This window comes from Arthrobacter sp. HY1533, assembly GCF_027568515.1.
Classification (GTDB): domain Bacteria; phylum Actinomycetota; class Actinomycetes; order Actinomycetales; family Micrococcaceae; genus Specibacter.
Window position 1 is genome coordinate 24,817 of sequence record NZ_JANKZF010000034.1, and the last position, 25,311, is coordinate 50,127.

Annotated in this window: 25 protein-coding genes; 10 read left to right on the top strand and 15 right to left on the bottom strand. The window is 63.2% G+C overall.

The features are described from left to right. Positions 1-111: 111 nt before the first annotated feature. From PCK14_RS17570 to PCK14_RS17585, 4 genes are all read right to left on the bottom strand, one after another. Positions 112-2,970, bottom strand: a complete 2,859-nt coding sequence (locus PCK14_RS17570) for an FAD-binding and (Fe-S)-binding domain-containing protein (RefSeq protein ID WP_442864756.1) — start codon at positions 2,968-2,970, stop codon at positions 112-114. Positions 2,971-3,114: 144 nt separating this feature from the next. Next, positions 3,115-3,666 (bottom strand): biotin transporter BioY, encoded by a 552-nt coding sequence (locus PCK14_RS17575; RefSeq protein WP_269939810.1) that lies wholly within the window; start codon positions 3,664-3,666, stop codon positions 3,115-3,117. A 125-nt stretch (positions 3,667-3,791) separates the two neighbouring features. Continuing rightward, the gene (locus PCK14_RS17580; RefSeq protein WP_269939811.1) at positions 3,792-4,214 is read right to left on the bottom strand and encodes an aconitase X swivel domain-containing protein; all 423 of its coding nucleotides are present in this window, start codon (positions 4,212-4,214) and stop codon (positions 3,792-3,794) included. A gap of 1 nt (position 4,215) precedes the next feature. After that, the gene (locus tag PCK14_RS17585) at positions 4,216-5,466 is read right to left on the bottom strand and encodes an aconitase X catalytic domain-containing protein (RefSeq protein WP_269939812.1); all 1,251 of its coding nucleotides are present in this window, start codon (positions 5,464-5,466) and stop codon (positions 4,216-4,218) included. A gap of 271 nt (positions 5,467-5,737) precedes the next feature. Here PCK14_RS17585 and PCK14_RS17590 point away from each other — a divergent pair, with 271 nt between their 5' ends. From PCK14_RS17590 to PCK14_RS17620, 7 genes are read left to right on the top strand one after another with little or no spacing between them, the layout of a single operon-like run. Further along, positions 5,738-6,127, top strand: a complete 390-nt coding sequence (locus tag PCK14_RS17590; protein ID WP_269939813.1) for a Zn-ribbon domain-containing OB-fold protein — start codon at positions 5,738-5,740, stop codon at positions 6,125-6,127. Then, a complete protein-coding gene (locus tag PCK14_RS17595) occupies positions 6,120-7,253 on the top strand; it encodes an acetyl-CoA acetyltransferase (protein ID WP_269939814.1) in 1,134 nt (377 codons plus the stop codon). Before PCK14_RS17590 ends, PCK14_RS17595 begins: the two co-directional genes overlap by 8 nt. Before the next feature lie 55 nt (positions 7,254-7,308). Beyond that, entirely contained in the window at positions 7,309-9,381 is a 2,073-nt protein-coding gene (locus PCK14_RS17600) for an acetate--CoA ligase family protein (RefSeq protein WP_269939815.1), read from the top strand. Between the two features lie 30 nt (positions 9,382-9,411). Then, positions 9,412-9,963: an acetyl-CoA carboxylase biotin carboxyl carrier protein gene (locus PCK14_RS17605; protein WP_269939816.1), complete on the top strand. Its 552-nt coding sequence runs from the start codon at positions 9,412-9,414 to the stop codon at positions 9,961-9,963. Continuing rightward, entirely contained in the window at positions 9,963-11,348 is a 1,386-nt protein-coding gene (locus PCK14_RS17610; RefSeq protein WP_269939817.1) for an acetyl-CoA carboxylase biotin carboxylase subunit, read from the top strand. Before PCK14_RS17605 ends, PCK14_RS17610 begins: the two co-directional genes overlap by 1 nt. Before the next feature lie 17 nt (positions 11,349-11,365). Beyond that, positions 11,366-12,850, top strand: coding sequence for a pyruvate carboxylase subunit B (locus tag PCK14_RS17615; protein WP_269939818.1), 1,485 nt, complete (start codon positions 11,366-11,368; stop codon positions 12,848-12,850). Beyond that, on the top strand, positions 12,850-13,650 hold the full coding sequence (locus PCK14_RS17620) for an SDR family NAD(P)-dependent oxidoreductase (protein ID WP_269939819.1): 801 nt from the start codon (positions 12,850-12,852) through the stop codon (positions 13,648-13,650). The genes PCK14_RS17615 and PCK14_RS17620 overlap by 1 nt, the downstream gene beginning before the upstream one ends. A 47-nt stretch (positions 13,651-13,697) precedes the next feature. On the opposite strand, the gene PCK14_RS17625 is transcribed toward PCK14_RS17620, so the two are convergent. The 5 genes from PCK14_RS17625 to PCK14_RS17645 form a co-directional block, all read right to left on the bottom strand. Then, positions 13,698-14,441: a sulfite exporter TauE/SafE family protein gene (locus PCK14_RS17625; protein ID WP_269939820.1), complete on the bottom strand. Its 744-nt coding sequence runs from the start codon at positions 14,439-14,441 to the stop codon at positions 13,698-13,700. A gap of 97 nt (positions 14,442-14,538) precedes the next feature. Continuing rightward, positions 14,539-15,363, bottom strand: a complete 825-nt coding sequence (locus PCK14_RS17630; protein WP_269939821.1) for an ABC transporter permease — start codon at positions 15,361-15,363, stop codon at positions 14,539-14,541. A gap of 2 nt (positions 15,364-15,365) precedes the next feature. Further along, positions 15,366-16,412, bottom strand: coding sequence for an ABC transporter substrate-binding protein (locus PCK14_RS17635; protein ID WP_269939822.1), 1,047 nt, complete (start codon positions 16,410-16,412; stop codon positions 15,366-15,368). Between the two features lie 59 nt (positions 16,413-16,471). Beyond that, the gene (locus PCK14_RS17640; RefSeq protein WP_269939823.1) at positions 16,472-17,518 is read right to left on the bottom strand and encodes an ABC transporter substrate-binding protein; all 1,047 of its coding nucleotides are present in this window, start codon (positions 17,516-17,518) and stop codon (positions 16,472-16,474) included. Positions 17,519-17,532: 14 nt separating this feature from the next. Continuing rightward, complete coding sequence (locus tag PCK14_RS17645) at positions 17,533-18,390, bottom strand: ABC transporter ATP-binding protein (protein WP_269939824.1); 858 nt, start codon at positions 18,388-18,390, stop codon at positions 17,533-17,535. A gap of 279 nt (positions 18,391-18,669) precedes the next feature. On the opposite strand from PCK14_RS17645, the gene PCK14_RS17650 reads away from it, so the two are divergent. Next, complete coding sequence (locus PCK14_RS17650) at positions 18,670-19,452, top strand: GntR family transcriptional regulator (RefSeq protein WP_269939825.1); 783 nt, start codon at positions 18,670-18,672, stop codon at positions 19,450-19,452. A gap of 59 nt (positions 19,453-19,511) precedes the next feature. Here PCK14_RS17650 and PCK14_RS17655 read toward each other — a convergent pair whose 3' ends face one another. Together PCK14_RS17655 and PCK14_RS17660 are read right to left on the bottom strand one after the other, a co-directional pair. Next, a complete protein-coding gene (locus PCK14_RS17655) occupies positions 19,512-19,829 on the bottom strand; it encodes an EthD family reductase (RefSeq protein WP_269939826.1) in 318 nt (105 codons plus the stop codon). 53 nt (positions 19,830-19,882) lie between these two features. Next, positions 19,883-21,244 (bottom strand): MFS transporter, encoded by a 1,362-nt coding sequence (locus PCK14_RS17660; protein WP_269939827.1) that lies wholly within the window; start codon positions 21,242-21,244, stop codon positions 19,883-19,885. Between the two features lie 325 nt (positions 21,245-21,569). On the opposite strand from PCK14_RS17660, the gene rraA reads away from it, so the two are divergent. Continuing rightward, positions 21,570-22,046 carry a ribonuclease E activity regulator RraA gene (gene rraA, locus PCK14_RS17665; RefSeq protein ID WP_269939828.1) on the top strand — a complete coding sequence of 159 codons (477 nt, stop codon included), beginning with the start codon at positions 21,570-21,572 and terminating at the stop codon, positions 22,044-22,046. A gap of 5 nt (positions 22,047-22,051) precedes the next feature. Here rraA and PCK14_RS17670 read toward each other — a convergent pair whose 3' ends face one another. The 3 genes from PCK14_RS17670 to PCK14_RS17680 are packed head-to-tail and all read right to left on the bottom strand — an operon-like array spanning position 22,052 to position 23,872. Then, positions 22,052-22,540 (bottom strand): acyl-CoA thioesterase, encoded by a 489-nt coding sequence (locus PCK14_RS17670; RefSeq protein ID WP_269939829.1) that lies wholly within the window; start codon positions 22,538-22,540, stop codon positions 22,052-22,054. Then, positions 22,537-23,271, bottom strand: coding sequence for a GntR family transcriptional regulator (locus PCK14_RS17675; RefSeq protein WP_269939830.1), 735 nt, complete (start codon positions 23,269-23,271; stop codon positions 22,537-22,539). The genes PCK14_RS17670 and PCK14_RS17675 overlap by 4 nt, the downstream gene beginning before the upstream one ends. Continuing rightward, positions 23,264-23,872, bottom strand: a complete 609-nt coding sequence (locus PCK14_RS17680) for a GNAT family N-acetyltransferase (RefSeq protein WP_269939831.1) — start codon at positions 23,870-23,872, stop codon at positions 23,264-23,266. The genes PCK14_RS17675 and PCK14_RS17680 overlap by 8 nt, the downstream gene beginning before the upstream one ends. A 127-nt stretch (positions 23,873-23,999) precedes the next feature. On the opposite strand from PCK14_RS17680, the gene PCK14_RS17685 reads away from it, so the two are divergent. Continuing rightward, positions 24,000-24,470 (top strand): hypothetical protein, encoded by a 471-nt coding sequence (locus tag PCK14_RS17685; protein WP_269939832.1) that lies wholly within the window; start codon positions 24,000-24,002, stop codon positions 24,468-24,470. A gap of 22 nt (positions 24,471-24,492) precedes the next feature. Here PCK14_RS17685 and PCK14_RS17690 read toward each other — a convergent pair whose 3' ends face one another. Next, entirely contained in the window at positions 24,493-24,993 is a 501-nt protein-coding gene (locus PCK14_RS17690; RefSeq protein WP_269939833.1) for a DUF456 domain-containing protein, read from the bottom strand. Between the last annotated feature and the right edge of the window lie 318 nt (positions 24,994-25,311).

The following is a 25,311-nucleotide window of genomic DNA, read 5'->3' on the forward strand; positions in this document are numbered from 1 at the left end:
CCTTTGCTTGATCCAAACACCAGTGCGTTGGACACTGGCGCCATTCTTGATCCCCACTTTAGCCACAAAACCGCGTGTTTTGGCCGAAACGTGCGCGAACTTACCCTCCTGTTACGCCCTTTTGGCAGAAACGGCCTCGGACAGCAGTTCCAGCACGTGCCGGTAGTCCTGGCCCGTGGCCCGGGTCATGCCGAGTTCGCATGTCCTGTTGCAGGAGGCGTGCGCCGCGGCGTCCATCTCCGCCACGTCCGCGGCCTGCGCCGCCGTGGCCGAGGCCGTGAGCTCGGGGTGCAGCATGCCCCTGTCGCCGGCAAATCCACAGCAGCCCCAGCGCTCCGGCACGTGCACCGAATCGGCCACGGCCTCCGCCACCTGAACGAGCGCCGGGTTCAGCCCCATGCGCGCGGAGGAACAGGTGGGGTGCAAGGCCAGCGATTGAATCCGCTGCCAGTCCCCGCCCAGCAGCGGCAGCAGGCGGGCGGCCGTGAATTCCACGGCATCCACCACGCGCAGGGGCTTCTGCCCCGGCGCCAGCTGCTCGCTTTCAATTGTGTGCAGCAGGCCCTCGGTGCAGCTTGAGGCGTCGCAGATGACGTCCAGCTCGCCGTCCCGGGTGGCCTCCCGCAGCAGCTTCAGGGTCCGGGCATGCATCTCGGCGAGCCCGCCGGCCATGCCCTTCGAGGACCACGGAGTCCCGCAGCACGCATCGGAAATGCCCTCCGGCACCAGCAGTTCCACGCCCGCCGCGGCACACAGCTGCTCAAAGCTGGCCTGCACGCCGGCGGAACCGGCACCGGCCGGGCCAAACATGACGTTGACGCAGGCGGGGAAGTACACGGCCGCCGCCTCCCCCACGGGTGCCGGACGACGTCGGGCCTTGCCACCGGCGGGCAGCTCGGCAGAGTAAAGGGGCAGCGTGTCCTCGCCCAGGAGCTTGCGGCCCAGCCTGTTCACGGGCAGCACGACGGCGGCCGGCACCTTCGCGGCCACGCCCAGTGCCAGCCCGGCGCCCTGGGTGACGGCGCCCCAATGCTTGGCGGCCGTTCCCCACACGGCGCCCTCCACCTTGCCTGCGTCCCTGGTGCGCAGATGCTTGACGAGAGTTCCTGTGTTGATGCCGACGGGGCAGGCGGTCTGGCACATGCCATCCACGGCACACGTATCCACGCCGGAGTATTCGTAGTCCCTGGCAAGCTCATCGGCCAGCGCCGTATCGCCGTCGCGGCGGGCGGCTTCCATGTCCCGCAGGGTGACGATGCGTTGGCGCGGGGTCAGGGTCAGGTTCTTGCTGGGGCACACGGGTTCGCAGTAGCCACAGGAGACGCAGCGGTCCACCTCGGGGTCAACCGCCGGCGGCGCCGTCTTTATGTGGCTCAGATGTGCCATAGGGTCATCGTCGAGGATGACCCCGGGGTTCAGCATGCCGGCAGGGTCGCACAATTCCTTGATCCTGCGCATCACGGAGTACAGCTCATCGCCGTACTGGCGGCGCACAAACGGCGCCATGACGCGGCCAGTGCCATGTTCGGCCTTGAGGGATCCCCCCTCACCCAGGACCACATCCACCATGTCCTCCGTGAAGGCGGCGTAGCGGTCCAGTTCACCCTTGCTGGCAAACTTGTCGGTGAGCATGAAGTGGATGTTGCCGTCCTTGGCATGCCCAAAAATGACGGAATTAGCATAGCTGTACTTATTAAAGAGGGTGTTCAGTTCCAGGCAGGTGTGGGCCAGTGCGGGGACCGGCACCACCACATCCTCGAGCAGGGCCGTGGTGCCCGCCGGCCGGGCGCCGGCCACCGAGGTGTAGAGACCCTTGCGCAGGTGCCACAGTTCTGCACGGGCAGTGGCATCGGCACTGAATTCGGCAGGGCGGTCCAGCGCTAGCGATCCGGCGAGGGCCACGGCGCGGGCACTGAGTTCCGGCAGCTGGGCGGCGTCGGCACTTTGGTACTCCACCAGGAACGCCGCATGCTGGTCCACGGCCAGGCCGCGGACCACTCCGGGAACCTGGGACAGGCCCTGCCCCACCTTCAGGGAGAGTGAATCCATGAGCTCAACCGTGGCTGCCCCGCTGTCCACAAGGGCCGGCAAGGCCGTGTTGGCAGCCTCAAGGTCCTTGAAGACAAGCAGGCCCGAGGTGGCGTGGGCAAGCCTGGGGACGGTGCGGAACACGGCCTCGGCAACAAAGCCCAGCGTGCCTTCACTGCCCACCACCAGGTGGGCCAGGATGTCCACGGGATCCTCAAAATCCAGCAGTGAGTTCAGCCCGTAGCCCATGGTGTTTTTCATGGCGAACTGGCGCTCAATTTCGGCGCGGGAGGCCGGGTTGCCGCGTACCCTTTCCGCGAGCTCGCCCAGCCCCTTGAACAGTTCCGGCTCGAGCGAGCGCAGCCGGGCCGACGCATCTGCAGCTCCCGTGTCAATGACAGTTCCGCTAGGCAGCACCAGGGTCAGCGACTCCAGGGTGCGGTAGGCGTTGTCGGTGGTTCCGCAGGCCATGCCGGAGGAATTGTTGGCCACCACGCCACCAATGGTGCAGGCGGCCTCGCTGGCCGGGTCCGGGCCGAACTTCCGGCCGAAGCGCAGCAGCCTGGCGTTGAGTTCGCGCACCGTGACCCCCGGCTGCACGCGGACCCGGGCGCCGCCGTCGAACACGTCAATGTTCCGGAAGTTCTTGCGTACATCCACCAACAGGCCGTCGCTGACAGCCTGGCCACTGAGGCTCGTGCCGCCCGAACGGAGGGTCAGGGGAAGGCCGCGGGCCGTGCTCAGGCGCATGAGCGCAGCCACCTCGGCGGCGTTTGAGGGGACGGCGACTGCCTGCGGGATCAGCAGGAAGTGGGAGGCGTCGTGGGCATTGGCGTGGCGGTCAAGGAGGCGCGTTGAAGTTTGTCCTGATCCCGGCAAGGCCGCCAAGGCGCCGCCCCAGCTGTCCCGCTCCGTCGGCACCTGCGCCGTTTTCATGGCCATTCCAGCATCCTCACATCCGCGTGTCCAAGGTTTCCGTTCTGCCCGGGCATGCCGAAGCGATCAACGCAAGTGTGCTGCGCAACCTGGGAGACTTCAATTGTCATACCAGCATGGCCCACAATCCGCGGCGGACCATTAATGTCACTATGCGCCGCGCCGTCCACCGCGGCGCCGCACCAGCAATTCGGGAAAGGCTCGATGCAGTGGCAGCACGATTGCCACGGCGATGGCGCATTTGAGCAGGTCCCCGGGAACAAACATCAGGTCCGCCGCGGCGGCCGCCTGCGCCGACAATTTCCCATTGACCATCATGCCTAAGATGCCCATTGCATGAATAGCCGCTGTGCCGGCCAACGCAGCAATGGACAGTCCCACCACCCTGGGAACTGATCGGTGCAGCAACAGCGTGGTGACAGCGCCGGCCACGAACGCCCCGGCAACGAAGCCCAGGATGTACCCAGCACCGGGGCTCAGCAGAATTCCGGGGCCGCCTCGGAACGAGGAGAAGATGGGCAGGCCCATGACACCCAGCAGCACATAGAGGCCCAGGGCAGCCCCCGCCCGCACGGCACCCAGTGCCAGGCCAACCATAATCACCATCATCGTCTGAATCGTGATGGGGACTCCGAGCAAATTGCCCGCCGGCAGGGCGGGAACCACCGCCGCCACAGCAACCAACGCCGCAAAAACTGCCACGTAGGCAAGATCCTGGGCGGTCCAGGCCCTTCTCGCTCCCGCCCGAGAACGGCCGGGTTGCCCCTTAGCCAGCCCGGCCGCGGCCAGTCCACCGGCGGCCGGGTCAGCGGATTCTGGCGCCAGCATCAGAGTTCCCTGCCATCCACAGTTTCAAGCACCGTCAGTTCCATGTTGGCTGGATCAAGGCTGATCCTGTCGCCGGTCTTGATGCCGCTGAGGCAGGCACCATCGATTCCGCTGGCAATCGGGATGCCAGCCGTTACGGCACCTTGCACCATGACCGGATTGGTGTCGCCAAAAACCAAGCCGGCGAAGCCCACACCCCGCTGCGCCATGGCCAGGAGGGCCCACCCGGCAGCCACGCCGCCCTGAACCCCGGGGGAGATGAAAATCTTCCCCGTGATGGACTCACCCCGCAGGGGATGATCGATCCTGCTGATAATGCCGCGGGTGCGGTCCAGGTCGTAGCGGGCACTAAATGGCACCGGGCTGACCAGAGCCTCTCCCTCGATGGTCTTTCCGACGGCTCGTTTCAGGGCGTATTTCATTTCAGCTCTCCTTGGCTTGTGATTCAACAGGGACCGTCGCCGCCAGGATGCAGTCCCCCGTGGTCATGATGGTTGGCGCGTAGCCGTGGGCCTTAACAATGTTGGCCAGCTTGGCGGAGTTCGTCACCAGTGTGTTCCAGCCGAAGTCCTTGCGCTGCTGTGCCGGATCCATCAGGTACCAACAGGTGTCCTGCAAGATGGCCGCGCCTGCGCCCATGAGGACTTCGAGCAGGCCGGTGCGTTCGGCTTCAACAAACACGCTGCGATTGGTGGTGATAATGAGCTTCGTTTCAGCCTTCACCTTCCGTCCTTGCAGTTTTTGCGCCAGGCCTTGCATTTCGAACAGGGAGAGCTGGGGGGCGGTAAACACGACCACATCCGGCGCCGCCGCCCCCGGTTCGGCCCGCCCCAGGTAGCCTTCCAAATCGGTCTGGCCAAACTCAGCCTCGCCCAGCCTTTTCCGGTTCCCACAGGCCTGCTCCAGCGTCGCCGCCTCGGGCGTGTGGCCCACAACGTGGAACATTGCCATGGAACCGTAGCTGGCTATGGCTGCGGCCAGGTGCTTGAGCGCATCCGAAGAAGGGACGACACCTTCAGGGAGCACAATTGCCGGCACATTGTCATAGCCGCGGTAGGCGGATCCTGCGAACGCCCCCAGCGCACCCCAATGGGCAAGGTCGGTCATCTCTGCCGTCACGGTGACCACCGCATTGGCCCGCCGGTTCTCGTCCAGGTGGAAGCCATACCCCGGGGTGCGGCCGGTGATGCCTGCCAGCAGTGAGGCAGTGCCTGCCTCGTAGTTGCTCCGCGCCCCGAGAACAGAGTTTGCGTAAGCAACAGTGCCAGTGTCACCCCATGCCACATGTTCCCCGAGCCTGGGTTGGTACAGAGTTTGGTATCCGATGCAGGTATTCACCACCAGCACGCCCAAGGTGGTTAGGGACTTGCGTACCCCCACCTCCTCCTTGGCAAGGGACGCCAACTGCTGAAAGCTCTCCATCTGGTCCAAGTCGACGCAAGTGGCATTGCGGCTAGTGGGAACCACAACCTTCAACCCGGCATTTGTCATGCGTTCCAGGTAGGCAATGCCGGCGGCGCCAAACACTTCCGGGTCCCCTGTGAAGTGGGCGTTGGCCACTGGAACCATTCGCTCGGCGCCGAAGAACTCCCCAACCTGAATCTGTTCCCTGAGCGCCTCAGCGCGGGCGTCCCCCTGCTCAAGAATTTCCTGCTCTTCCTGGGTCAAGATCATGATCGCCTCCAAATCCGATGTAGATACGTTTCGATACCTTTACATACCTTTATAGACGTTCGGTGATTGTGACGCAAGTCTCTGTTGAAGAAACGTCCCCGGAACCCCGGCACGAGCCCCAGCGGGCGGCAAATATTGGATTCGCGGGCCATCCAATCAAAAATTGATCTCCCAGTGCGCTTGCGATTCAAGTCACAAGTGATTACCGTTGAAGAAAATACGTATCGAAACGTATTGCTGATTTCCCAACGAGCAGGAGCTTGACGGACTCATGAATTCCAATGCATACTTCCGCGAATACAGCGCAAGAGCCGCAAGCGGCAGCGCCGTGCTGCCGCGCTGTGGCCACTGCAGCACCGTTTTCATGCCGCCACGGGCTGCCTGCCCCGAATGCGGTGCAGCGGATCCCGGCTGGATGCCGGCCAACGGCGCCGCCGGAACCCTTTACAGCTTCACTGTGATGGGAGAGGGCGCCCAGGAACGGATCATCGGCCTGGCGGAGCTGGATGCCATCACCGACGGCAGCAAGTTCTATGCGCAGCTCCTGTGCGATGACACGTCCCAGCTGACCATGGGGGCCGCGGTCACGGTGGGCACGGCAGATCTCGGCAGTGGCGAACTGGTTCCCGTGCTGACGCTGCGGGGTGCTGGCAATGACTGAGACGGCACTGGCAGGAATGGGCATGAGCGCCACCAGCGCCCCCCACCACCGGGACGCCCTGGACATCATGGCTGACTCCGCACTCGCCGCCGTGCGGGATTCCGGACTCAGCCTCAAGGACATCGACGGCATCTTCACGGCCACGGCACAAGTTGACCTGCCCACACTGGCATTGAGCGAACATCTGGGCATCACGCCCCGGTATCTGGACTCCACGGTCCACGGTGGGGCATCAAACCTCTCGCACATCCACCATGCCGTCAGCGCCATCCGCGACGGCAAGTGCGAGGCGGCCCTGGTGGTCTACGGCAGCACCCAGCGCACCATGCTCAAGGCAACGGGAAAGCGCCCCGCTGTGGCATCCTGCCCCCCTGTGGAATCCCTGTACAACCCCTTGTTCCCCATCTCCTCGTATGCGCTGATGGCACAACGGCACATGCTCGAATTCGGCACCACCCGCCGGCAGCTCAGTTCCGTGGCCGTGGCGGCAAGCCGCTGGGGCGCCCTCAACCCGGCAGCCCAGCGCAGGGACATCATTTCGGCCGAGGATGTTACGGCGTCACCAAAGATCTCCTCCCCGTTCCACAAGCTGGACTGCTGCCTGATCACGGACGGGGCCGGCGCCGTGGTGGTGACGACGGCACAGCGGGCCGCCCGTCTGGGCCGCGCTCCCGTGGCAATCCTCGGCTCCGGCGAATACTCATCGCACGAAGGCATGATGGCCATGAAGGACTTGGTGCGCACGGGCGCTGCCGTCTCAAGTCAGGCCGCCTTCGCCCAAGCTGGGCTGGGGCCAGCGGACATGGACGTGGCCCAGGTGTACGACGCCTTCACCATCAACACCATCCTGCTGCTGGAGGACCTGGGCTTTTGCGCCAAGGGCACCGGCGGGCAGTTCATTGAAGAAGGTCACACCAGCCCGGGCGGCCGCTTGCCCACCAACACCAGCGGCGGCGGACTCGCCTTTTCACACCCCGGCATGTTTGGCATCTACACCGTATTGGAGGCCATGACACAGCTGAGGGGCCAAGGTGGCGACCGGCAGGTGCCAGGGGCCGCAAAAGCCGTGGCCCACGGAATTGGCGGCACAATGTCCGCCCACACCACTTTGGTCCTGGGCGGCTAAACAACGCCGCCACAGACCACACAACGAGCAAGCCAACTTAGAACCAGGAGCAGCAATGGAGCGCTTATTCAACCCCCGCAAGATCGCAGTTGTGGGAGCATCGGCCAATGAGGATGCGATTGGCGGCAAGCCAATCAAGCAATTGCGCAGTCACGGTTTTGGCGGGGAGATTTTTCCCGTCAACCCCAATCGCGACGTGGTCCAGGGCCTGCCCTGCACCACGTCCGTCAGCGCGCTGCCAGACGGAATAGACCTGGCCATCATCGCCGTGGCCGCTCCGAGGGTGGCAGGAGTTATCACCGAATGCGGCGAGCGCAACATCCCCTATGCATTGGTCCTCAGCTCCGGATTCGCCGATGCCGGATCAAGCGGGGCGGCACTTCAGGACGAGCTGCTGGAAGCAGCAGCTGCCGCCAAGGTGCGCATCATGGGCCCCAACGGGGTTGGCTTCATCAACATGAAGGACGGCATCTACGCCGGGTTCGGCGCCTTCTTTGACTACCACTTCAACGCCGGCGGTGTGGGGTTCGTGACCCAGAGCGGTGGAGTGGGCGGTTCCATGCTGACCATCGCCGATGACGAAGGGATCGACTTCGGCTACTTCGTCCACACCGGCAACGCCGCGGACATTGACATTGAATCCATCCTGGAGCATTTTGTGGGCGATGACTCGGTCACCACAATGGTGGCCTACGTCGAAGGGCTCGGCCAGTCAGCGGCTTTGAAGTCCATCGCGTACAGCGCGCTGCAGGCCGACAAGCCCCTGGTCATCTGGAAGGCCGGGCAGCACGCCAGCAGCATGTCCGCCGTCGTATCCCACACGGGGCGATTGGCCGGAGACATTGAACGGTACCGTTCCATATTTGCCAAGTACGGTGTCATCGAAGTGGATGACTCCCTGGACATGGTTGATGTCCTGCGGCTCTCGCAAAACCAATTCCGGCCAGCTGGTGGCCGCGTGGGCGTGGTCTCCGTATCCGGCGGTGCCGGCGTAGTGGCAGCGGACGTCCTGGAGGGCGCCCAGCACCTGGAATTGGCCCAGTTGGGGGAAACCGCCGAGGCCCAGATCGGCGCCCTGCTGCCCACGTTCGCAACGGCGCAGAACCCAATCGACGTCACCGCCCAGATCTTCAACGAGCCGGACCTGTTTGAGAAGGTGGTATCGGTGCTGCAGGAGAATGCGGCCGTGGACCAGATCCTGGCCTGCGTCGCCTCAGTCCACAGCGAGGTGGGAGTCAAGATCGCCACGGCAATCGTGGCCGCCGCAGACTCGCTCAAACTGCCCATCGTTGTCTCCTGGGCGTCCCGGGACAGCCTGAACGCGGAGGCATTCAAGCTCCTGGCGGACGCCAACATCCCCGTGTTCCGGAGTCCGGAACGCGGGCTCAAGGCCATGGACCGGATCACGGCGTTCACAAGCGCCCAGGCCGGGCTCGCGGACATGATTGCGCCAAATGCAGCCGCCACCGGTGGCGGCACACGCGACTGGCACCGCAGCGTCGAATTTGACGTCTTGTCTGCTCTGGCAAGCTACGGCGTTGAGGTGCCGGAGCAACGCCTGGCCACCACGGCAGAGGAAGCGGTCGCCGCGGCGGATGCGGTCGGCTTTCCCGTGGCCGTGAAAATCCAGTCACCCGACATCCCCCACAAGGTGGACGCCGGCGGGGTGAAACTGCGCCTGCACGATGCCGCCCAGGTCTTCTCCGGCACCGCTGAAGTTTTCGCCAATGTGGCCAAGCTCGGCCCCGTTGAATCACGTGGCGTCGTAGTCCAGCGCATGGCCAATCCGGGCACGGAACTCATTCTCGGGTACATCAAGGACGCCTCCCTGGGTGGCTTCATCCTGTGCGGGGCCGGCGGCTCCAACGTGGAGTCCATCAATGACCGCGTGCTGATTCCCACCCCTGCAACCCAGGACGAAATCCGGGCCGGACTTGCGTCACTGGCCGTGCTGGCGGACTTCACCGGAGACGACACCATGCTGGGAAAGGTGGCCGGCGTCATGGAGGCCCTGCAGCAATTTGTGGCAGATTCCTCCCCGAATCTCCAGGAAGTGGAAATCAACCCGGTCATCATCAGCGACGGTCACGTCACCGCCGTGGACGCACTCGCCATCCAAGCCCATTAACCCGTTGTGAACCAGAAAGCGATGAGAATCATGACAGAACAAGCACCCATCCTCACGTTCCAGGAACTCGACAGCATCCTGCGCATCATCGACTCCGCACCACGGGACGGCGAAATCAAGATCACCGTGGGGGATGTGACACTGGAGGTGGCCACCCGCAGCGGCACCGTTGCCAGCCCCTCGGCCATTGCCCCGGCGCCCGCGGTAGAGGCGGCGACACCGACTCCGGCCCCCGCCGCGGTAGCCGCGCCCACCGCCGCTCCCGCCCCCGCAGCCGCCACAACCGCGCCGGCACCCGCAGCCCCGGAAGCCGAGGGGGAGCTGGCCGGGCTCGCCGTCGTGGCCGCGCCAATGACGGGCGTGTTCTATGCCAAGCCAAGTCCCACAGCGGACCCGTTCGTCCAGGTGGGCGAGAGCGTAACCGAGGGCCAGGACCTGGGCATCATCGAGGTCATGAAGCTTATGAACCGCATCACCTCACCCGTGGCCGGCGTGGTGCGCCGCATCAATGCAAGCAACGAGGACCTTGTGGAACATGGTTCGGCGCTGTTCTACATTGAGGCCTCGGACGGGGACTCCTAATGCGCCGCGTCCTAGTGGCCAACAGGGGTGAGATTGCGGTCCGGATCATTCGGGCCTGCCAGGAAGCCGGAGTGGAAAGCGTGGCCGTCTACTCCGAGGCCGACGCTGCATCCCGGCACGTGCTCCTGGCCGACCGCGCCGTGCGGATCGGCCCGTCCAAGCCGGCCGAGAGCTACCTGCGGGCGGACACCATTGTCCAGGTCGCCCTGGCCACCGGCTGCGATGCCGTGCACCCCGGCTACGGCTTTCTTGCCGAGAATGCTGCGTTCTCCAGAATGTGCGCCGAGAACGGGCTGATTTTCATTGGCCCTTCCCCCGAGGTCATCGACCAGCTTGGGGACAAGGTGTTTGGCCGCCGGATCGCCACCCAAGCGGGAATCCCCGTGGTTCCGGGCACCGGCGACAAGGCCGCAACGTACGAGGACCTGGTGGAGCTGGGCCGCACGGCGGGGTTCCCCATCCTGATCAAGGCCGCGGCCGGCGGTGGCGGCCGCGGCATGCGGATCCTGAATTCCGAAGCCGAGGTCCGCAGCAACTTTGAGGACGCCCAGCGTGAATCGCTGGCCGCATTTGGCTCCGAGGTGATCTTTGCGGAGCGGTTCCTGACGGAAATCCGGCACGTGGAGGTCCAGGTCCTGGGTGACCACGGCGGCACCGTGGTGCATGTCGGCACCCGCGACTGCAGTGTCCAGCGCCGTTACCAGAAGGTCATTGAGGAGGGCCCCGCGGTCAGCATCCCCCTCGAGTCGCGCCACCGGATTGAGGACGACGCCGTGAAGCTCGTCTCCGAGATTGGCTACGTGGGCGCAGGAACCGTGGAATTCGTGGTGGACATGAAGACCGGCAACCACCATTTCATCGAGATGAACACCCGCATCCAAGTGGAGCACCCGGTCTCGGAAATGATTTCCGGATTCGATCTGGTCCGTGAGCAGCTGTGGGTGGCTGATCCTGAGCATCGGCTCTCCTTCACCCAGGAGGAGGTCTCGCTGCGCGGAAACGCCATTGAATTGCGCATCTGCGCGGAAAACCCGTCCAACGGCTTCGCCCCCTCCCCCGGCCTGATCACCGAGCTCGTCCTGCCCGGCGGGCCGGGCATCCGGGTTGACACCCACTGTGTGCCCGGTTGGAAAGTCTCTCCCTACTACGACTCGATGATCGCCAAATTGGTGATTCACGACGTCGACCGTCCGGCAGCCATCCGGCGGGCCCTGCGGGCACTCGATGAGACCCGGATCGGAGGGATCCACACCAACATCATGTTCCTCAAGAGCATCCTCAGCCACCCTGACTTCGTGGCCAACTCCGTCCACACCAAATGGGTGGAGCAACACCAAGACGAGTTGCTGGAGCCGCCGGTCCGCACAACGCTGCAGCCGGCCTAGAAAGGAAAAATTCGACAATGGCCAAGAAAGTCACCCTCGAAGACATCACCATCCGCGACGGCGCCCAATGCCTGTGGGCCACCCGGCTCTCCACCGAGGAAATTATCCCAATCGCAACCACGATGGACCGGGTCGGGTTCGAAATTGTCGACGTGGCGGGAGGGGCCATGATGGACACCTCCATCATGTACCAGCAGGAAGACCCGTTTGAGCGAATCCGCATGCTCAAAAAGCTCATGCCCAACACCGTCCTGAACTTCAACTCACGGGGCCAAAGCGTCTACCGCTGGACCCAGTACCCGGACGATGTTGCCGAGCAGAGCTTGCGCACCTTCGCCGCCAACGGGATTGGCTCGGTCATGCTGTTCGATCCGCTCAATGACATGCGGAACCTGGAATTTTCGGCCAAGGTCTCCCACGACCTCGGGCTGAATATCATTGGCAGCGTCACGTACACCGAGAGCCCGTACCACACAGACGAACACTTCATTGAAAAGACCAAGGAACTGGTGGCCATGGGTGTCCACCACGTCTCCCTCAAGGACCCCAGTGGCCTGCTGACCCCCGACCGGGCTCGCATGTTGCTGAAGCGAATGCGTGGCGTGCTGCAGGGCCAAAAGCTGCAGTTGCACTGCCACACCTCCACGGGAACCGGGCCAGCCGTGCACCAGGCGGCCATGGAACTGGGCGAAGATGCCCCTGACGTGTTCCACGGCGCCGTGCCGCCGTTTGCTTGGGGAACCTCGCACCCTTCACACGACTTCCTGCTGGACAACCTTGCCGACCATGGCTTCGAGGTCGACGTGGACCGCCAGGCCATCCGTGAAATGGAGGCCTACTTCACGCTGCTGGCACGCAAGCGCGGCATGCCCACCAGCCACGAAGTCAAGCATGATCCGGAGATGCTCAAGCACCAGGTGCCCGGCGGCATGCTCAGCAACCTGCGCCAGCAGCTTACCGACCAGGGCATGGCGCACAGGCTTCAGGAAGTCCTGGACGAGGTGGGCAACGTGCGCCGGGACCTGGGCTATCCGCTGCTCGTCAGCCCCATGGCGCAGTACGTGGGCATCACGGCCGTGCTCAACGTGGTCACGGGAGACCGCTACTCCGTGGTCCCGGACGAGATCCGCAGCTACCTGCTGGGTTACTACGGGACACCTCCGGGCCCGGTGGACCAAAACGTCCTGGACAAGGTCACCAAGGGGCAGGCGCCCATCACGGGCCGCCCAGGCGAGGTGCTCGAGCCCATGGTGGACAAATTCAAGGCCGAGAACGGCCCGTTTGAAAGCGAGGAAGCCCTGAACCTGGCGTTGTTCTACTCACCGCCCATCCTGCGCGGCTGGAACCTCAAGGACTGGGACGGCTACCGCAATGTCCCCACCAACGCCTTCAGCTACTTGATTGACTCCGTCAACAGGAACCAGAAGATCAGCAATTTCCGACTCACCCGGCCCAACCAGTCGGTTCACATGAACTACAACACTGCAAAGGAATCACTCTGATGACTACCACCACGGAAAGCAAGACTGCGCTCGGCTCACTGTTCGACTTGACCGGCCGCAAGGCGCTCATTGTCGGTGCCAGCGGCGGTCTCGGCCTGGAACTGTCCAAGGGCCTGGCAGCCTACGGCGCCGAGCTGGTGTGCTCGGACCGGAACCTGGAGCTGACCAACGCGGCGGTGGAAGCCTTGGCTTCCGATGGCCTGCAAAGCACCGGCCAAGTGCTGGACATGATGTCCACGGAGGCCATCGACGCCCTCGTTGAGGCCAATGCCGACGTCGAGATCCTGGTCATCACGCCGGCTGCCCTGGTCCGCAAGACCCTGCTGGACCACACCGAGGCCGACATTGACCTGCAGATGGACCTGAACATCAAGTACACCCTACTCCTGGCCCGTGCCTTCGGCGCCAAAATGGCCGAACGCGGCAGGGGCTCCATCATCACGTTCTCCAGCATCCGTGCTTCAGTCGTGGAGCCGGGTTCGGGAATGTATGCCGCCACCAAGGCCGCATTGATCCAGCTGATGCGGACCCTTGCGGTTGAACTGGGCCCGCAGGGCGTCCGGGTCAACATGATTGCCCCCTCCCCGGTGGCAACGCCGTTGACGGCGGATGTCAGGTCCAAACAGGAATGGGTGGACATCGTCTCGCAGCGCTCCATGCTGCGACGCTGGGCCGAGCCCCGGGACTTCGTTGGCCCCATGCTGTTGCTTGCCTCGGATGCAGGTGCATTTGTCACTGCCTCAAACGTGATGGTCGACGGCGGCTGGACCGCCACGGATGGGCTGGCACGCATCGAGTAGACCTGTCCACAAAGAGGCCGGCCCCACGCTGACGGGGCCGGCCTCTTTCATGTCCACAGCCCCAAGATTCCGCGCAACATGGCTCCAGCGGCGCCGGCATAGGCAATGCCCACCGCCAGGATCCGCGCCCGGGCCGGGCGAATCCACCGGGTGAGCAACTCGCCCAAACACAATCCAGACAGTATGCCCACACCCGCCCACGCCATCATGTCCCCTAGGTCAGGTGGCATGATCTGGGGGCTGGCCAGGTATTTCACTACCAGGGACGTCACCCCGGTGGTGAAAAAGCAAGGCTGCAGTGTTGCCGCGAAGGCACGCTGCTCCCAGTTGGAAACCACCGCATAGACACTGATGGCCGGCCCGCCAATGCCCGCAGTTGCGCCCATGATGCCGCTGGCTGCGCCTGCCAGCATCAACGGGCGCACGCCTGCACCAACGGTGGAACCCCGCAGCGTAAGCGAGGTGGTCAAGGCCACCAAGACAACGCAACCCACACCCATCTCCAGCCACGGCCCCGGAAGCGCTCCCACGATCAGCACGCCCGGAAATACCCCCAGCACAGCGGAGGGGCCCAGGATTGCGTATTTCTTCCAGTCAACGTGCATGAACACGCGGCACAACACCAGGATTGACGCCGTCGCACCACAAAAGTTGACCAGTACCACGCCGGTGACGGGCCCCATGATCAACACAAGGAAGGGAGCCGCCACCAGGGCAAGCCCCATGCCGGTCAACCGCTGCAGGGCAGCGCCGGCACACACGGCCAACGCCACCAGAACCATGGAATCCATCTGTTCCCTTCGAAGCCACTGAACAAAAGGACTCGGCTGCCGGAGGTATCTCCGGCAGCCGAGTCGTGTTGGACGTGCCCTGTGCGGGCGGTGTTTGCTACCCTCGGCCCAGCCAGTGGACAAGCTTCTTTTCCACAAACCCCAGTGTGAGGTTCAGTGCAAGCCCAATCAGGCCAATCAGGATGATGCCAATAAAGACAGTGGGAATGTCGAAGAACAGGGCGGCCTGGTTGATCATGAACCCCAGCCCCTTCTGGGCCCCGACGAGTTCCGCGGCCACCACCACGGCCCAGCTCAGGGCCAGCGCCACCTTCAGACCGGCAAAAATGTTCGGCAGCGCCGAGGGCACAATGACGTGGAAGAATTCCTGCACCCGGCTCACGCCCAAGGTGGCGGCTGCCCGGCGATACGCCACCGGAACACCTGCCGCCCCTGCTTGGGCGTTGACCACCGTGTAGTTGAAGGACGTCACCGTGATCAGCACAATCTTTCCCGTCTCACCCAATCCGAAGTAAAGCACCGCCATCGGAATGAACGCGATGGGGGGAATGGGGCGGATGAAAGACATGATCGGTGAAATTGCAGCGTTGAAAACCCGGTTGGACCCAGCAATGAGACCTACTATGATGCCCGCAACGGAGCCAATGACAAATCCCACCAAGGTGCGGGTCAGGCTGATGCCGATGTGGCCGAGCAAACTCGCACCGCCGTAGCCGTCACGGGCCAGTTCCAGGAACCGGGACAGGAGTGCCTGGGGTGAGGGGAACTGGCGTTCGCCCACAATCCCCGTGTTGGTCAGCACAAACCACAACACCAAAATCACCACGAGTGAGATGACCGAGATGACCGGGCTGGGCATCTGGCGTTTGCGTGAATCACTCGCTGCTGGAACGGCCACTCGGGCCGACTTGGTCAGGACCATGGCTACTTCGCCTCCTTTACTGCCGACTGCAGGTACTGGGGATCCAGTGCCTTGCGCAAGGTTTCCTCGGGAACCGGTGCCTTGATGACCCCCAAGTCGGCAAACGTTGTCGAGGCGAGGTTCAGTTGTGCAAACAGCCCCTTGTCCCCGACGAAGGAGTACCGGTTTCCGGCGTCGAGTTCGTCGGCAAATGACGGATTCGCGTCGATGTAGAGCTTCGCCACTTCATCGGCCACGGCCTTGGAGACATGGAGGCGCTTCACCAATGCCTCGCTGGCCACATTGTGGTCGGCATTGATGTCCGCCCACGCCCGACCCAACGCCTTGAGCATCTTCGCAGGAATCTCGGGGTTTTTGTCCAGGAAGGTGGGATTTCCCGCATGCATCTCCGGGCAGCTGCCGCCGCCGGGGACCCAGTCCTTGTCGTAGCCGATGAGTTTTTGCCCCTGCTGGCTGAGGTCAACCAGGTACGGTGACCAGGAGAAGCCGGCACCGATGGACTTGCTGGAGAACGCGTTGGCGTAGAGGTTGGGCGTGATGTTCACGGTGTCCAGATCCGCATAGTTGACCCCTGCCGCCTTGGCTGCCCAGTAGGCGGAAATTTGGGCGCAGGTGCCGGTCGGGACACCTATCTTCCCCGCTTGGGCGAGGTCCTTGACGGACTTCACCGGCGAATCTGCGGAAACCACCAGTCCTTCGGCTGCCGACGCGTCCCCTTCTAGGGCAATGTAGCGCAGCGGGATTCCCTGGCCCAGGGCAAAAACGGAGGCCAGTCCGGTGGTGATGACGTCCAGGCTGTTGCTCTGCAGTCCAGCCAGCATGGGCGTTCCGGTTTGGAAAACCTGGAATTGCGGATCCAGACCCTCATCCTTGAAGTAGCCTTTGTCGTCTGCAACGTAGAGGGCCAGGTACGACCCCTGGGCAATTCCCCAGTTGAACTTGACCCCCGAGTTGTCGTTGTTGGGAGTGGCGGCACCGGCGTTGCCGCAGGCAGCCAGAGTGCCAAGGAGTGCCACGGACGCAAGCGCCGCGAGTGTTTTCCTGATCATGATTGTTGCTCCTGTTGCTGGTCGTAACGAGAGTTGTTGGCAACGTGGGGTGGCTGCGCCTACTTGGCCGCCAGCCCCGCCGCCTGGACATATTGGGGGTCGAGGGCCTTGCGCAGCACGTCCTTGGGCACCGGCGCCTTGATGACCCCCAACTTGGCAAAAGTTTCAGAGGCAACTGTCAGTTGTGCAAACAAGCCGTTGTCCCCCGTGAAGGAAAACTGGCTGTTGGGGTCCAGCTGCTGTTCCAGGGTCGGGTAGGTTTCGATGTAGCGTTCGGCCGTAACTTCCGCCACCTCCTTGGAAACATGGAGGCGCTTCATGAGTGTGTCCACGGCAATGGATTTGTCGGCCTTGATGTCAGCCCAGGCCTTGCCCAGCGCCCGGACAATCTTGGTGGGCACCTGCGGGTTCGCATCCAAAAATGCGGGGTTGCCGGCGTGCATCTCAGGGCACGCTGCACCGCCGGGCACCCATTCGGCGTCATACCCCACGATGCGCTGCCCCTGAAGGGACAAATCGGCCAGGTAGGGCGACCAGGAGATGCCTGCTGTGATGGACTTGCTCGCAAAAGCATTTCCCATGAGATTGGGCGTGATGTTCACAATGTCCAGATCCGAAAGCTCAAGCCCGGCTGCCTTCGCCGCAAAGTATGCCGAAATCTGCGCACACGTTCCGGTCGGCACCCCGATCTTGCCCGCCTGGGCGAGATCCTTGACGGACTTGACTGGCGAATCCGCGGCAACCACCAGCCCTTCAGTGGCAGAGGCATTCCCTTCGGCCACGATGTAACGCAGGGGGATGTCCTTGCCCAGGGCAAAAATGCTGGCAAGGCCGGTGGTGACCACGTCCAGACTGTTGCTTTCAAGTCCCGCAAGTAATGGCGCCCCGGTCTGAAACACCTGGAACTGCGGGTCCAGGCCTTCGTCTTTGAAGTAACCCTTCTCGTCGGCAACATACAAGGTGAGGTATGACGCCTGGGGCACTCCCCAATTGAATTTTGTACCTTCGCCGGGCCCGCCTGCAGCAGGTGCCGCCGCGTTGCCGCACCCGGAGATGGCTGCGAGGAGGGAACCGGCCGCCATGGCCGCCAGAATTCGCTTGTTCATCGGCTGTATTCCTGTCAGTGTCCGGCGCGGGAGGCCGTGATTTCCTGTTGCACGGTTTCCAAAATCTGGTGCTCCAGGCTGGTGAATGAAGGCGTGGTGAGGAAGTCAATGGAGCGCGGCTTCGGTTCGGTGACATCCACCTCGAGCTTGACCCGACCGGGCCGCGCCCCCATGACGATGACCCGGTCGGAAATGTAGATGGCCTCCGACACGTCGTGGGTGATGAAGAGGATGGTGGGGCGGAACTCCGCCCAAAGCTCAAGCAGCAGTTGCTGCATAAGGATGCGTGTTTGATAGTCGAGGGCGCCAAATGGTTCGTCCATCAGCAGCACCTCGGGGTTGGAAATCAAGGCCCGGGCAATCTGGACCCGCTGCTGCATGCCGCCGGAAATTTGATACGGGTAGTGTTTTTCAAAGCCGCTGAGGCCCACAGCCTTGATGAACTTCTCGGCGCCGGCCTGATACTGCTCCTTGTCCATGCCGCGTGACTTGACCCCGAAGACCACGTTTTCGAAAACGTTCATCCAGGGAAACAGGGCAGCATGCTGGAACACGACGGCGCGGTCCGGGCCCGGTTTGTGGATGTGCGATCCGTCCAGCAGCAGGCTGCCGTTGCTGGGTGAATCGAAGCCGGCCACCATGTTCAGTGCAGTGGACTTTCCACAGCCCGTGGGGCCCACAATGGAGACGATTTCTGATTCCTTTACAGCCAAGTTCAAGTCGAGAAGTGCGGAGATCCGGTCTCCCGTCTTCGACGGAGCTGCGAAGATCTTGTCTACCTGGGAAAAGACAATCTTGCCTGATTCGGCGGTCACCTTGTTCATGCCCTGCTCCTTGGCAATGCTGGTTTCAGCGGAAAGTACGGTTTGCATCTTTGCGGCTCCAATGAGGTTATGGAACTAGGAACGTATAGATACGTATTTGAGTCAACGATAACCATATGTGACACAGATCGCAATACCTTTAGGTATGAATGTTGCCCGCGAATCCCACCAGCCGCACGTTCGGACGCCCGGATTGGCCAGATATCCAATGAATCGCCCAAATTGTTCGTCTCGAATGAGTGGCTGCGTGCTAGCATCAAGACATACCTAATTGTCACTAAACCTTCTGGAATAATGTCGACTCTGCCACTACACCATGGGGGAATCATGGCCGATTCAAGATCCAATGGACTGTCCGTCCTGCAGCGCAATAGCGCCGTTGCCGTCTACCAACAGATGGCCGACGTCCTGCTGGACCAGGTCCGGAGCCTTCAGCCGGGCTCCCGCTTCCACACAGAGGAAGAGCTCATCGAGCAATACGGCGTCAGCCGCACCACTGTGCGCAAGGCCATTCAGACCTTGACGGAGAAGGGCTTCCTGGTCCGCCGCCAAGGCAAGGGAACCTTCGTTACATCCACCCGGCCCATTCAGTCGATGAACCGTCTTGCACCCTTCGTTGAGTCATTCACCGCTGCCGGACTGAACCCGGTTGTCTCCCTGCTGGACTATCGGTGGGTCGAGGGAAACCGCGGCGTTCCCGGCCATATTGCGAACGCAGACACGTCATTCCTTGTGGTCCGGCGGGCATACCTTTCCGAGGGCACACCGTTTGCCGTGGCAGACATTTTTGTTCCGGCCTCCATTGGCCGGCTCGTCAGCCGTGCCGACGTTGAAAAGCACCCCATCTACCACGTCATTCAGGAACGTTCCGAGAAGCAGGTGACCCACGCGGAACTCATTGTGACCCTGCAGGCCCCGCCCGCGGACCTGGTGGAAATGCTCAATGTCGCCGAATTCCCTTTAATTCCTAGGCTCGAACGAGTCACATACGGTCTCAACGACGAGATACTCGAATGCACTGTCACACATTTTCACCCTAGCGGCTTTGAAATCCGCACCGACGTCGCCACCGATGCCCAGCAAGACTTCAATTACACCTTCAACACTTAGCCCACCACAGCGAAAAGGGCCGCAGCCCGCATGGAGCTGCGGCCCTTTCTGCCCACCGACTAGATTTCGATGTGCCGAGTTTCCTTCAGCCAGGTCCTGATGGTCTTGGCCCCACTGGCGGCCGTGTGCTCACGTGCGGCCTTCCATTCCTCCGAGTTGTACGCCGTCATTGCGGCGTCCCAGTCGGCAAATTCGAGGTAGTCGGTTCCTGCGATGGCGGGGTCATTGTTTGCCTCGTCGGAACCGGCCAAGTTGATGGTGTAGCTGAGCAGCCCCGGCATCTGCTTGGCCAGTGGCGCGTGCTCCTCCAACCACCAGCGGTGCTGCTCGTCCAGGGACTGTTCATTGCGGAACAGGATGATGGCGATCTTGGTCATGATGAAACCTTTCGATGAGGATTGATGGGTGGGTGAAAAATCCAATGGCGCAACTACGCGTGTGCAAAAAGCCTGGCTTTCGTCCTTTCCGGCCTGATGAGAACCATGGCCAGGACACCACCGACCACCATGAGCATTCCCAGGAGGCCGAAAGCGCGGGCGAAGCCCTCAGCGGCAGTGCCGGCCCCGTCGATCATCAGGCCGGTGACGTAGGGGCCAACCAGCCCGCCCAAGGTGAGCAGCGCCAGGAACGTACCTTGCACCGCGCTGCGCTGCGCGGTGGGGGTGATGTCGGCCAGGACCACCATGGAAACCACATGGATCATGTGGCCAAATTCGAATCCGACCACCAAGGCAATGAGCGCCACGATGCCGCCGGGCCCCCAGGCCAGAACAGAGACTGCCACGCCGGCAATCAGGACACCGACGCCACCCACAAAACCCCGAGCCCACCGGGAACTGATGCCCCGGCTTAGGAGCCGTTGCGAGACCAGCGGCTGCAACAACAGACCGATGGCGCCGAATATCCACGGAAGGATAATCAAGGTTCCCGTTTGCGTTGGCGTATAGCCCAGGACCGTTTCCATGAACGACGGCACCCACGCGACAAGGACGGACAAAGACCAGTAAGCCGCGAAGCTGGCCACGAGACACCCCACAAACGTTCCACTGGTGAACAGCCGCCAGTAGGAAAATACGTACTTCTCCTCCTCCGGAATGGCAGCGGGGGACTCGCCACGCCCGGCCGCCGGCGCAACAACGCCTACGCCGCGCTTGAGGCGGACCGTGAGGGGTCCGTCTTTGCCAACAAAGGCCCAAGCGACAGCCCATGCCGCGCTCAGGACGCCCAGCAGCACGAAGGCTGTGTGCCAGTTGAAAGTGGCGATGACCCATGTCAGGCCTGGGCCTGCCACCACCACGCCCAGGGTCGAGCCGACAGTGATTATTGCCGTGGGCAGGTTCCGCCGGGTGTCCGTAAACCAGCTGTGGGCCGTGTGCACGGCCATTGGGTAGGCCGGGCCCTCGCCTGCGCCCAGCGCGATGCGGCTGATCATCAGAGCCGTGAAGCCCACGGCGCCCGCCATGGGAACTAATGAAATGGTCCAGACAATGGCCAAGGAGAACAGGATCCACTTGGGTGAGACCCGAGTGGTGATGAATCCGACCACCAAGGCTGAAATGCTAAAAAGGAAGTAGAAGCCGCTTGCCAACAGGCCAAACTCTCCGGCGGTCAGGCCAAGCTCTTCACGAATCGGAGTTGCAGCCAATCCAATGACGGCTTTGTCTCCGAAGTTGATCAGAATGAACAGGAACAACATGGCCACAACAATCCAGCCGCGCACGCCGGAATGCCCTCTTGAGACCTCCCGGGCAGGCCGAAGGGCCAGCGTTGAGTTGGACCGTGGGGATTGCATGTGATTCCTAACTGGTGAAGATCCGCGCACAGCTGCCCCTCAGTCACCCGTGTGAACCACGTGACGGAGGGCACTTCAATGAGTGCCTACTAGATAGGAAACGTTATGAAACGTCTCTTGTCAACGCTTGGTCGTCGATTGTGACGTTCGCTCCGACACTCCGCCACCAATCTCCCCAGGAAACCAGGCACCTGCCGGGGCGAGAACTGGCCACCATCTGACTCGGGCAGCCTTCCTTCGCATGCATTGTTGCGGCAAAACTCTCGCGTTCCCCGAGTATTGCACTTTATGCTGAAGCCAACACTCACCTGAAGTTGGGAAATCCATGGCCATCTCCACTGCAGACCTGTATGACCAATACGGCACCGGGATGGCTTCGGTGTCTCTGCAGTTCAGGGATTTTGGCGGCCTGCCGGCCTTCAGCGGCGCCGCCCGCACCATCCAGTGCGCGGCCGACAACGGCCTGGTCAAGGCAACATTGGCCACCCCCGGCCGTGGATCCGTGCTGGTGGTCGACGGCGGCGGCTCGCTCCAGAGCGCCCTGATGGGGGACATGATTGCCCAGTCGGCGGTGGACAACGGCTGGGCGGGTGTCATCATCAACGGCGCCATACGCGACAGCGTGGTCATCGCAACCCTTCCCCTGGGCGTCAAGGCGCTGGGGACCAACCCGGCCAAGAGTTCCAAGGCAGGTGTGGGGCGGGTCGATGTCCCCATCCACTTGGGGCATGTCACGGTCCACGCCGGAGCCATGGTCTACGCGGATGCGGACGGGATCCTCATCGCGGCCAGCCACATGTGAACCTGCTAGAAGTTGGAATCCCCGCGCAGCGGCTCCAACTGCTCCCTCATGCCGGGCGTGAGCCGCACCAGGGTGCCGCTGGGCTCATGGAAGAACGCCAGCACGGTCTCCGCGATGACGCATCGCGTGGCCGTCACGGGGTCCTGGATTTCGTAGGCCACCGTGAAGCTGGCGCCCTTGACTGCGCTGATCCACACCCGGACCGTGGCCGGAATGTTGCGGTAGTTCAGCGGCGAGACATAGCGGACCCGGTGCTCAACAACAAGGGCCTGCACATCGGAGTCCAGGCCGGAGAAGATGGGACGGGCCACGTCAACGCCGGGCATGCCGGTACCTGCCGGCGGGCCGAAGGCATGCACGCGCGCCTCCTCAAGGATCCGCAGCACCTCCACATTGTTGATGTGGCCGTAGGCGTCCATGTCACCCCAGCGCATGGGGACCTGCAGCGAAAGGCGGGTGCCGCCGTCGTGCTTGTTTTCCGGCAAGGGGGTCATGGCAATCCATCTCTTTCCGCCGGCATGGCTGCCAACACGTGGGCCTGCGCCTGTTGCAGGTAGCCGTCCATTTCCCGGGCGGCAGCTTCGCAGTGCCCTGCTTTCCACTGGGCAAAAATGTGCGCGTTGCTGACGCTGAAGGGGGCGTGGAACGCGGGGTCGCCGGCCAGGGCGTGGAACACGAGCCGCATTTCGGCCTGCACGTGCGCCATCATGGTGTCCAGGCGCGGGCTCCTGGCCAGGGCCACCACGAGGGCGTGGAATTCCTGGTTGGCCGCCGCCATCCCGGGCACGTCGTGGCCAGCGCGAGCGGCCATTCCGCGGTCGACGGCCCGCTCCAGGGCATTTTGCAGGGCGGGCCGGGCGGCGCCGTGGGCATCCTGCCGCAGCGCTGCCGGCTCCAGCACGCGCCGGATCCGGTACATCTCCTCCACATCGGCGCGCGAGGGCCTGGCCACAAAAACGCCCCGGTTGGGGATGCGCGTGATGATGCGTTCGGCACCGAGCACCGTGAACGCCTCGCGCAGCGTGTTGCGGGAAACGCCCAGCTCCGCACCGAGCGTGCGTTCGGACAGTTTGGCCCCGGGGCGCAGGCCGCCGGACAGAATTGCCGCACGCAGCTTCTGCGCCACGGCGATGCCTGTGTGCGCGTGGGTCGTGGTGGCTGCCTTGCCTGCTTCCTTTGCCAGGGCCGGCGTCGCCCCTGGCTGCAGCGTCACCGGCTCAGGCATGTCCACCGCCTTGCCATTCGCGGTTGAGGATGGCGTAGTGGCGCAGGGTGATCCACTCGCCCTTGCACCAGTCGGACTCCACGAAAGTTGCCTCGAGGCGCATCCCGAGGCGGGTCATGAGGGCAGCCGACTTTTCGTTGCGGTCATCGCAGATTCCCTCGACACGGTGCCAGCGGAAGTTGTTGAAGGCGATGTTGAGCGCTGCCGTGCAGGCGGCGAAGGCAATGCCCTGGCCTTGGACAGCCGGGCTGAAGACAAATCCAATCTCGCCTCTTTGCGGGTTGGCCGCGTCCCACTTGAGCAGCACCTCCCCCACGGTGTCGTGGGAGTCGCCGTGCTCCACGGCGAGGTCCAGCCACTGGCCCGGGGTGGAAAGCTCCCGTTGCGACAGCATCGACTGCACTGTCAGTTCGGTGTCGGCCAGGCTGTGGGGCGGATGTGGCAGGTAGCGGGCCACCTCGGGAATTGAGCGGTAGGCGTTCACGGCATGCACATCGGATGCCTCGACGGGCCGCAACCGGACGTCAAGGGCGGGACTGTCGGCACGGAAGGGGTAGGCCGGCTGGGCGGGAGAGTCGATCCCTGAAAGGTCAAAGGACATGTTCAGATCCTAGCGGCCATCACCGCAGGGGCCCGCTGAAATGGCAGCATCCCGGCCGCCGTCCGCTCCCCGGCGGTGCCAATGTTTCTTTCGGGAAACGGTCAGAGTGGTTGGGTAACATGGGCCCATGCCTGCTGCTCCAACAACCCGCCGACGAGTGGAACTTGTTCTTGTTCCCATCGTTGCCGCTTTCTGCATGGCCTTCATCATCAGCGCCATCGTGTTGGACCGTGACCGGGGCAGCTGCCCCTCCCCCACCTGGAACAACCACCTGAGCCTGTCGCTGGCCGGCAACGTGGCTGAGAGCAGTGCGGCGTCGGCCGTGACGGCGTGCGTTGGCAAGGACTGCGTGCCGCTGTCGCCGTCCATTGCCAAGAGTTCCAACGGCAACACGAAACTGTTGACGCACCAGAAGGACGGCTCCTGGCTGCTGACGCTCGGGGCGCAGCCGGCCAGCTCCATCAGCTTCAACGTATACGACCAGAATGGCAAGGTTCTCGCGGCCCAGTCCGCCAAGGTGAACTGGACGCGCATCTCAGGCAATGAACGTTGCGGCGGCCCGATGGCCGACGTCGGCATGGTGCTGGACGTACCCTAGCCACCACGTCTTTCTGGGACCGCTATCGGTTCAGGAAGTGAATCAGCACGCCCGTGGCCCATGTCCCTGCCGCGAGCGAGGCGAAGCCAAACTCCGCCAGCATGCCCATTCCCATGGCCTTCAGTGCAGCCCCGGAGGACGACACTGCCGGGCGGAATTCCCGCTGCCGGGCAAACTCCGAGAGGAACAGGCCCACCACAAATCCCACCAGCAGACCCACGACCGGGATGAGGAAGAACCCCACCACCCCCAACACAAGGCCGATCACCACGGAGCGGCCCGGGATGGCGCGTTCTTTCATGGCCTTGCCTGTCAAGACTGCACTCGAGGCCATGCCAGCGGCCACGAACAGCACGCCGATTCCAAACACGATCCAGCCAAGCGGGGAGCCCAGCACGATTGCCCACACGAGCAGGCTGATCCCGATCAGCACGCTGCCCGGGAGCACGGGAATGATGACCCCTGTGGCGCCAACAACAATGGCAAGGCCGCAGACAACGGTCCAAATGATCTGTGCATCCATGCTGCAATCGTGCCATGTCCCGCTGGCCCGGCCCGCCGCCCGGTGGTCGAGCCTGTCGAGACCCAGACCCGCCGCCCGGTGGCCGCTCGGTGGTCGAGCTTGTCTAGACCCTATGGCCGCTCGGTGGTCGAGCTTGTCGAGACCCGGTGCGCGCCCGGTGGTCGAGCTTGTCGAGACCAGGGCCCTGGGCCGAATATGTTGTTAGAACATTCTTTCTAAAAACTATTGCGGTTGTATTACGGTGGGCGTAGTGTGGGGGTATGAGTATTCCGGTGGTTGTCCCCGGGGACCGGGGCGGTGGCGCTGCACAGGATGTGG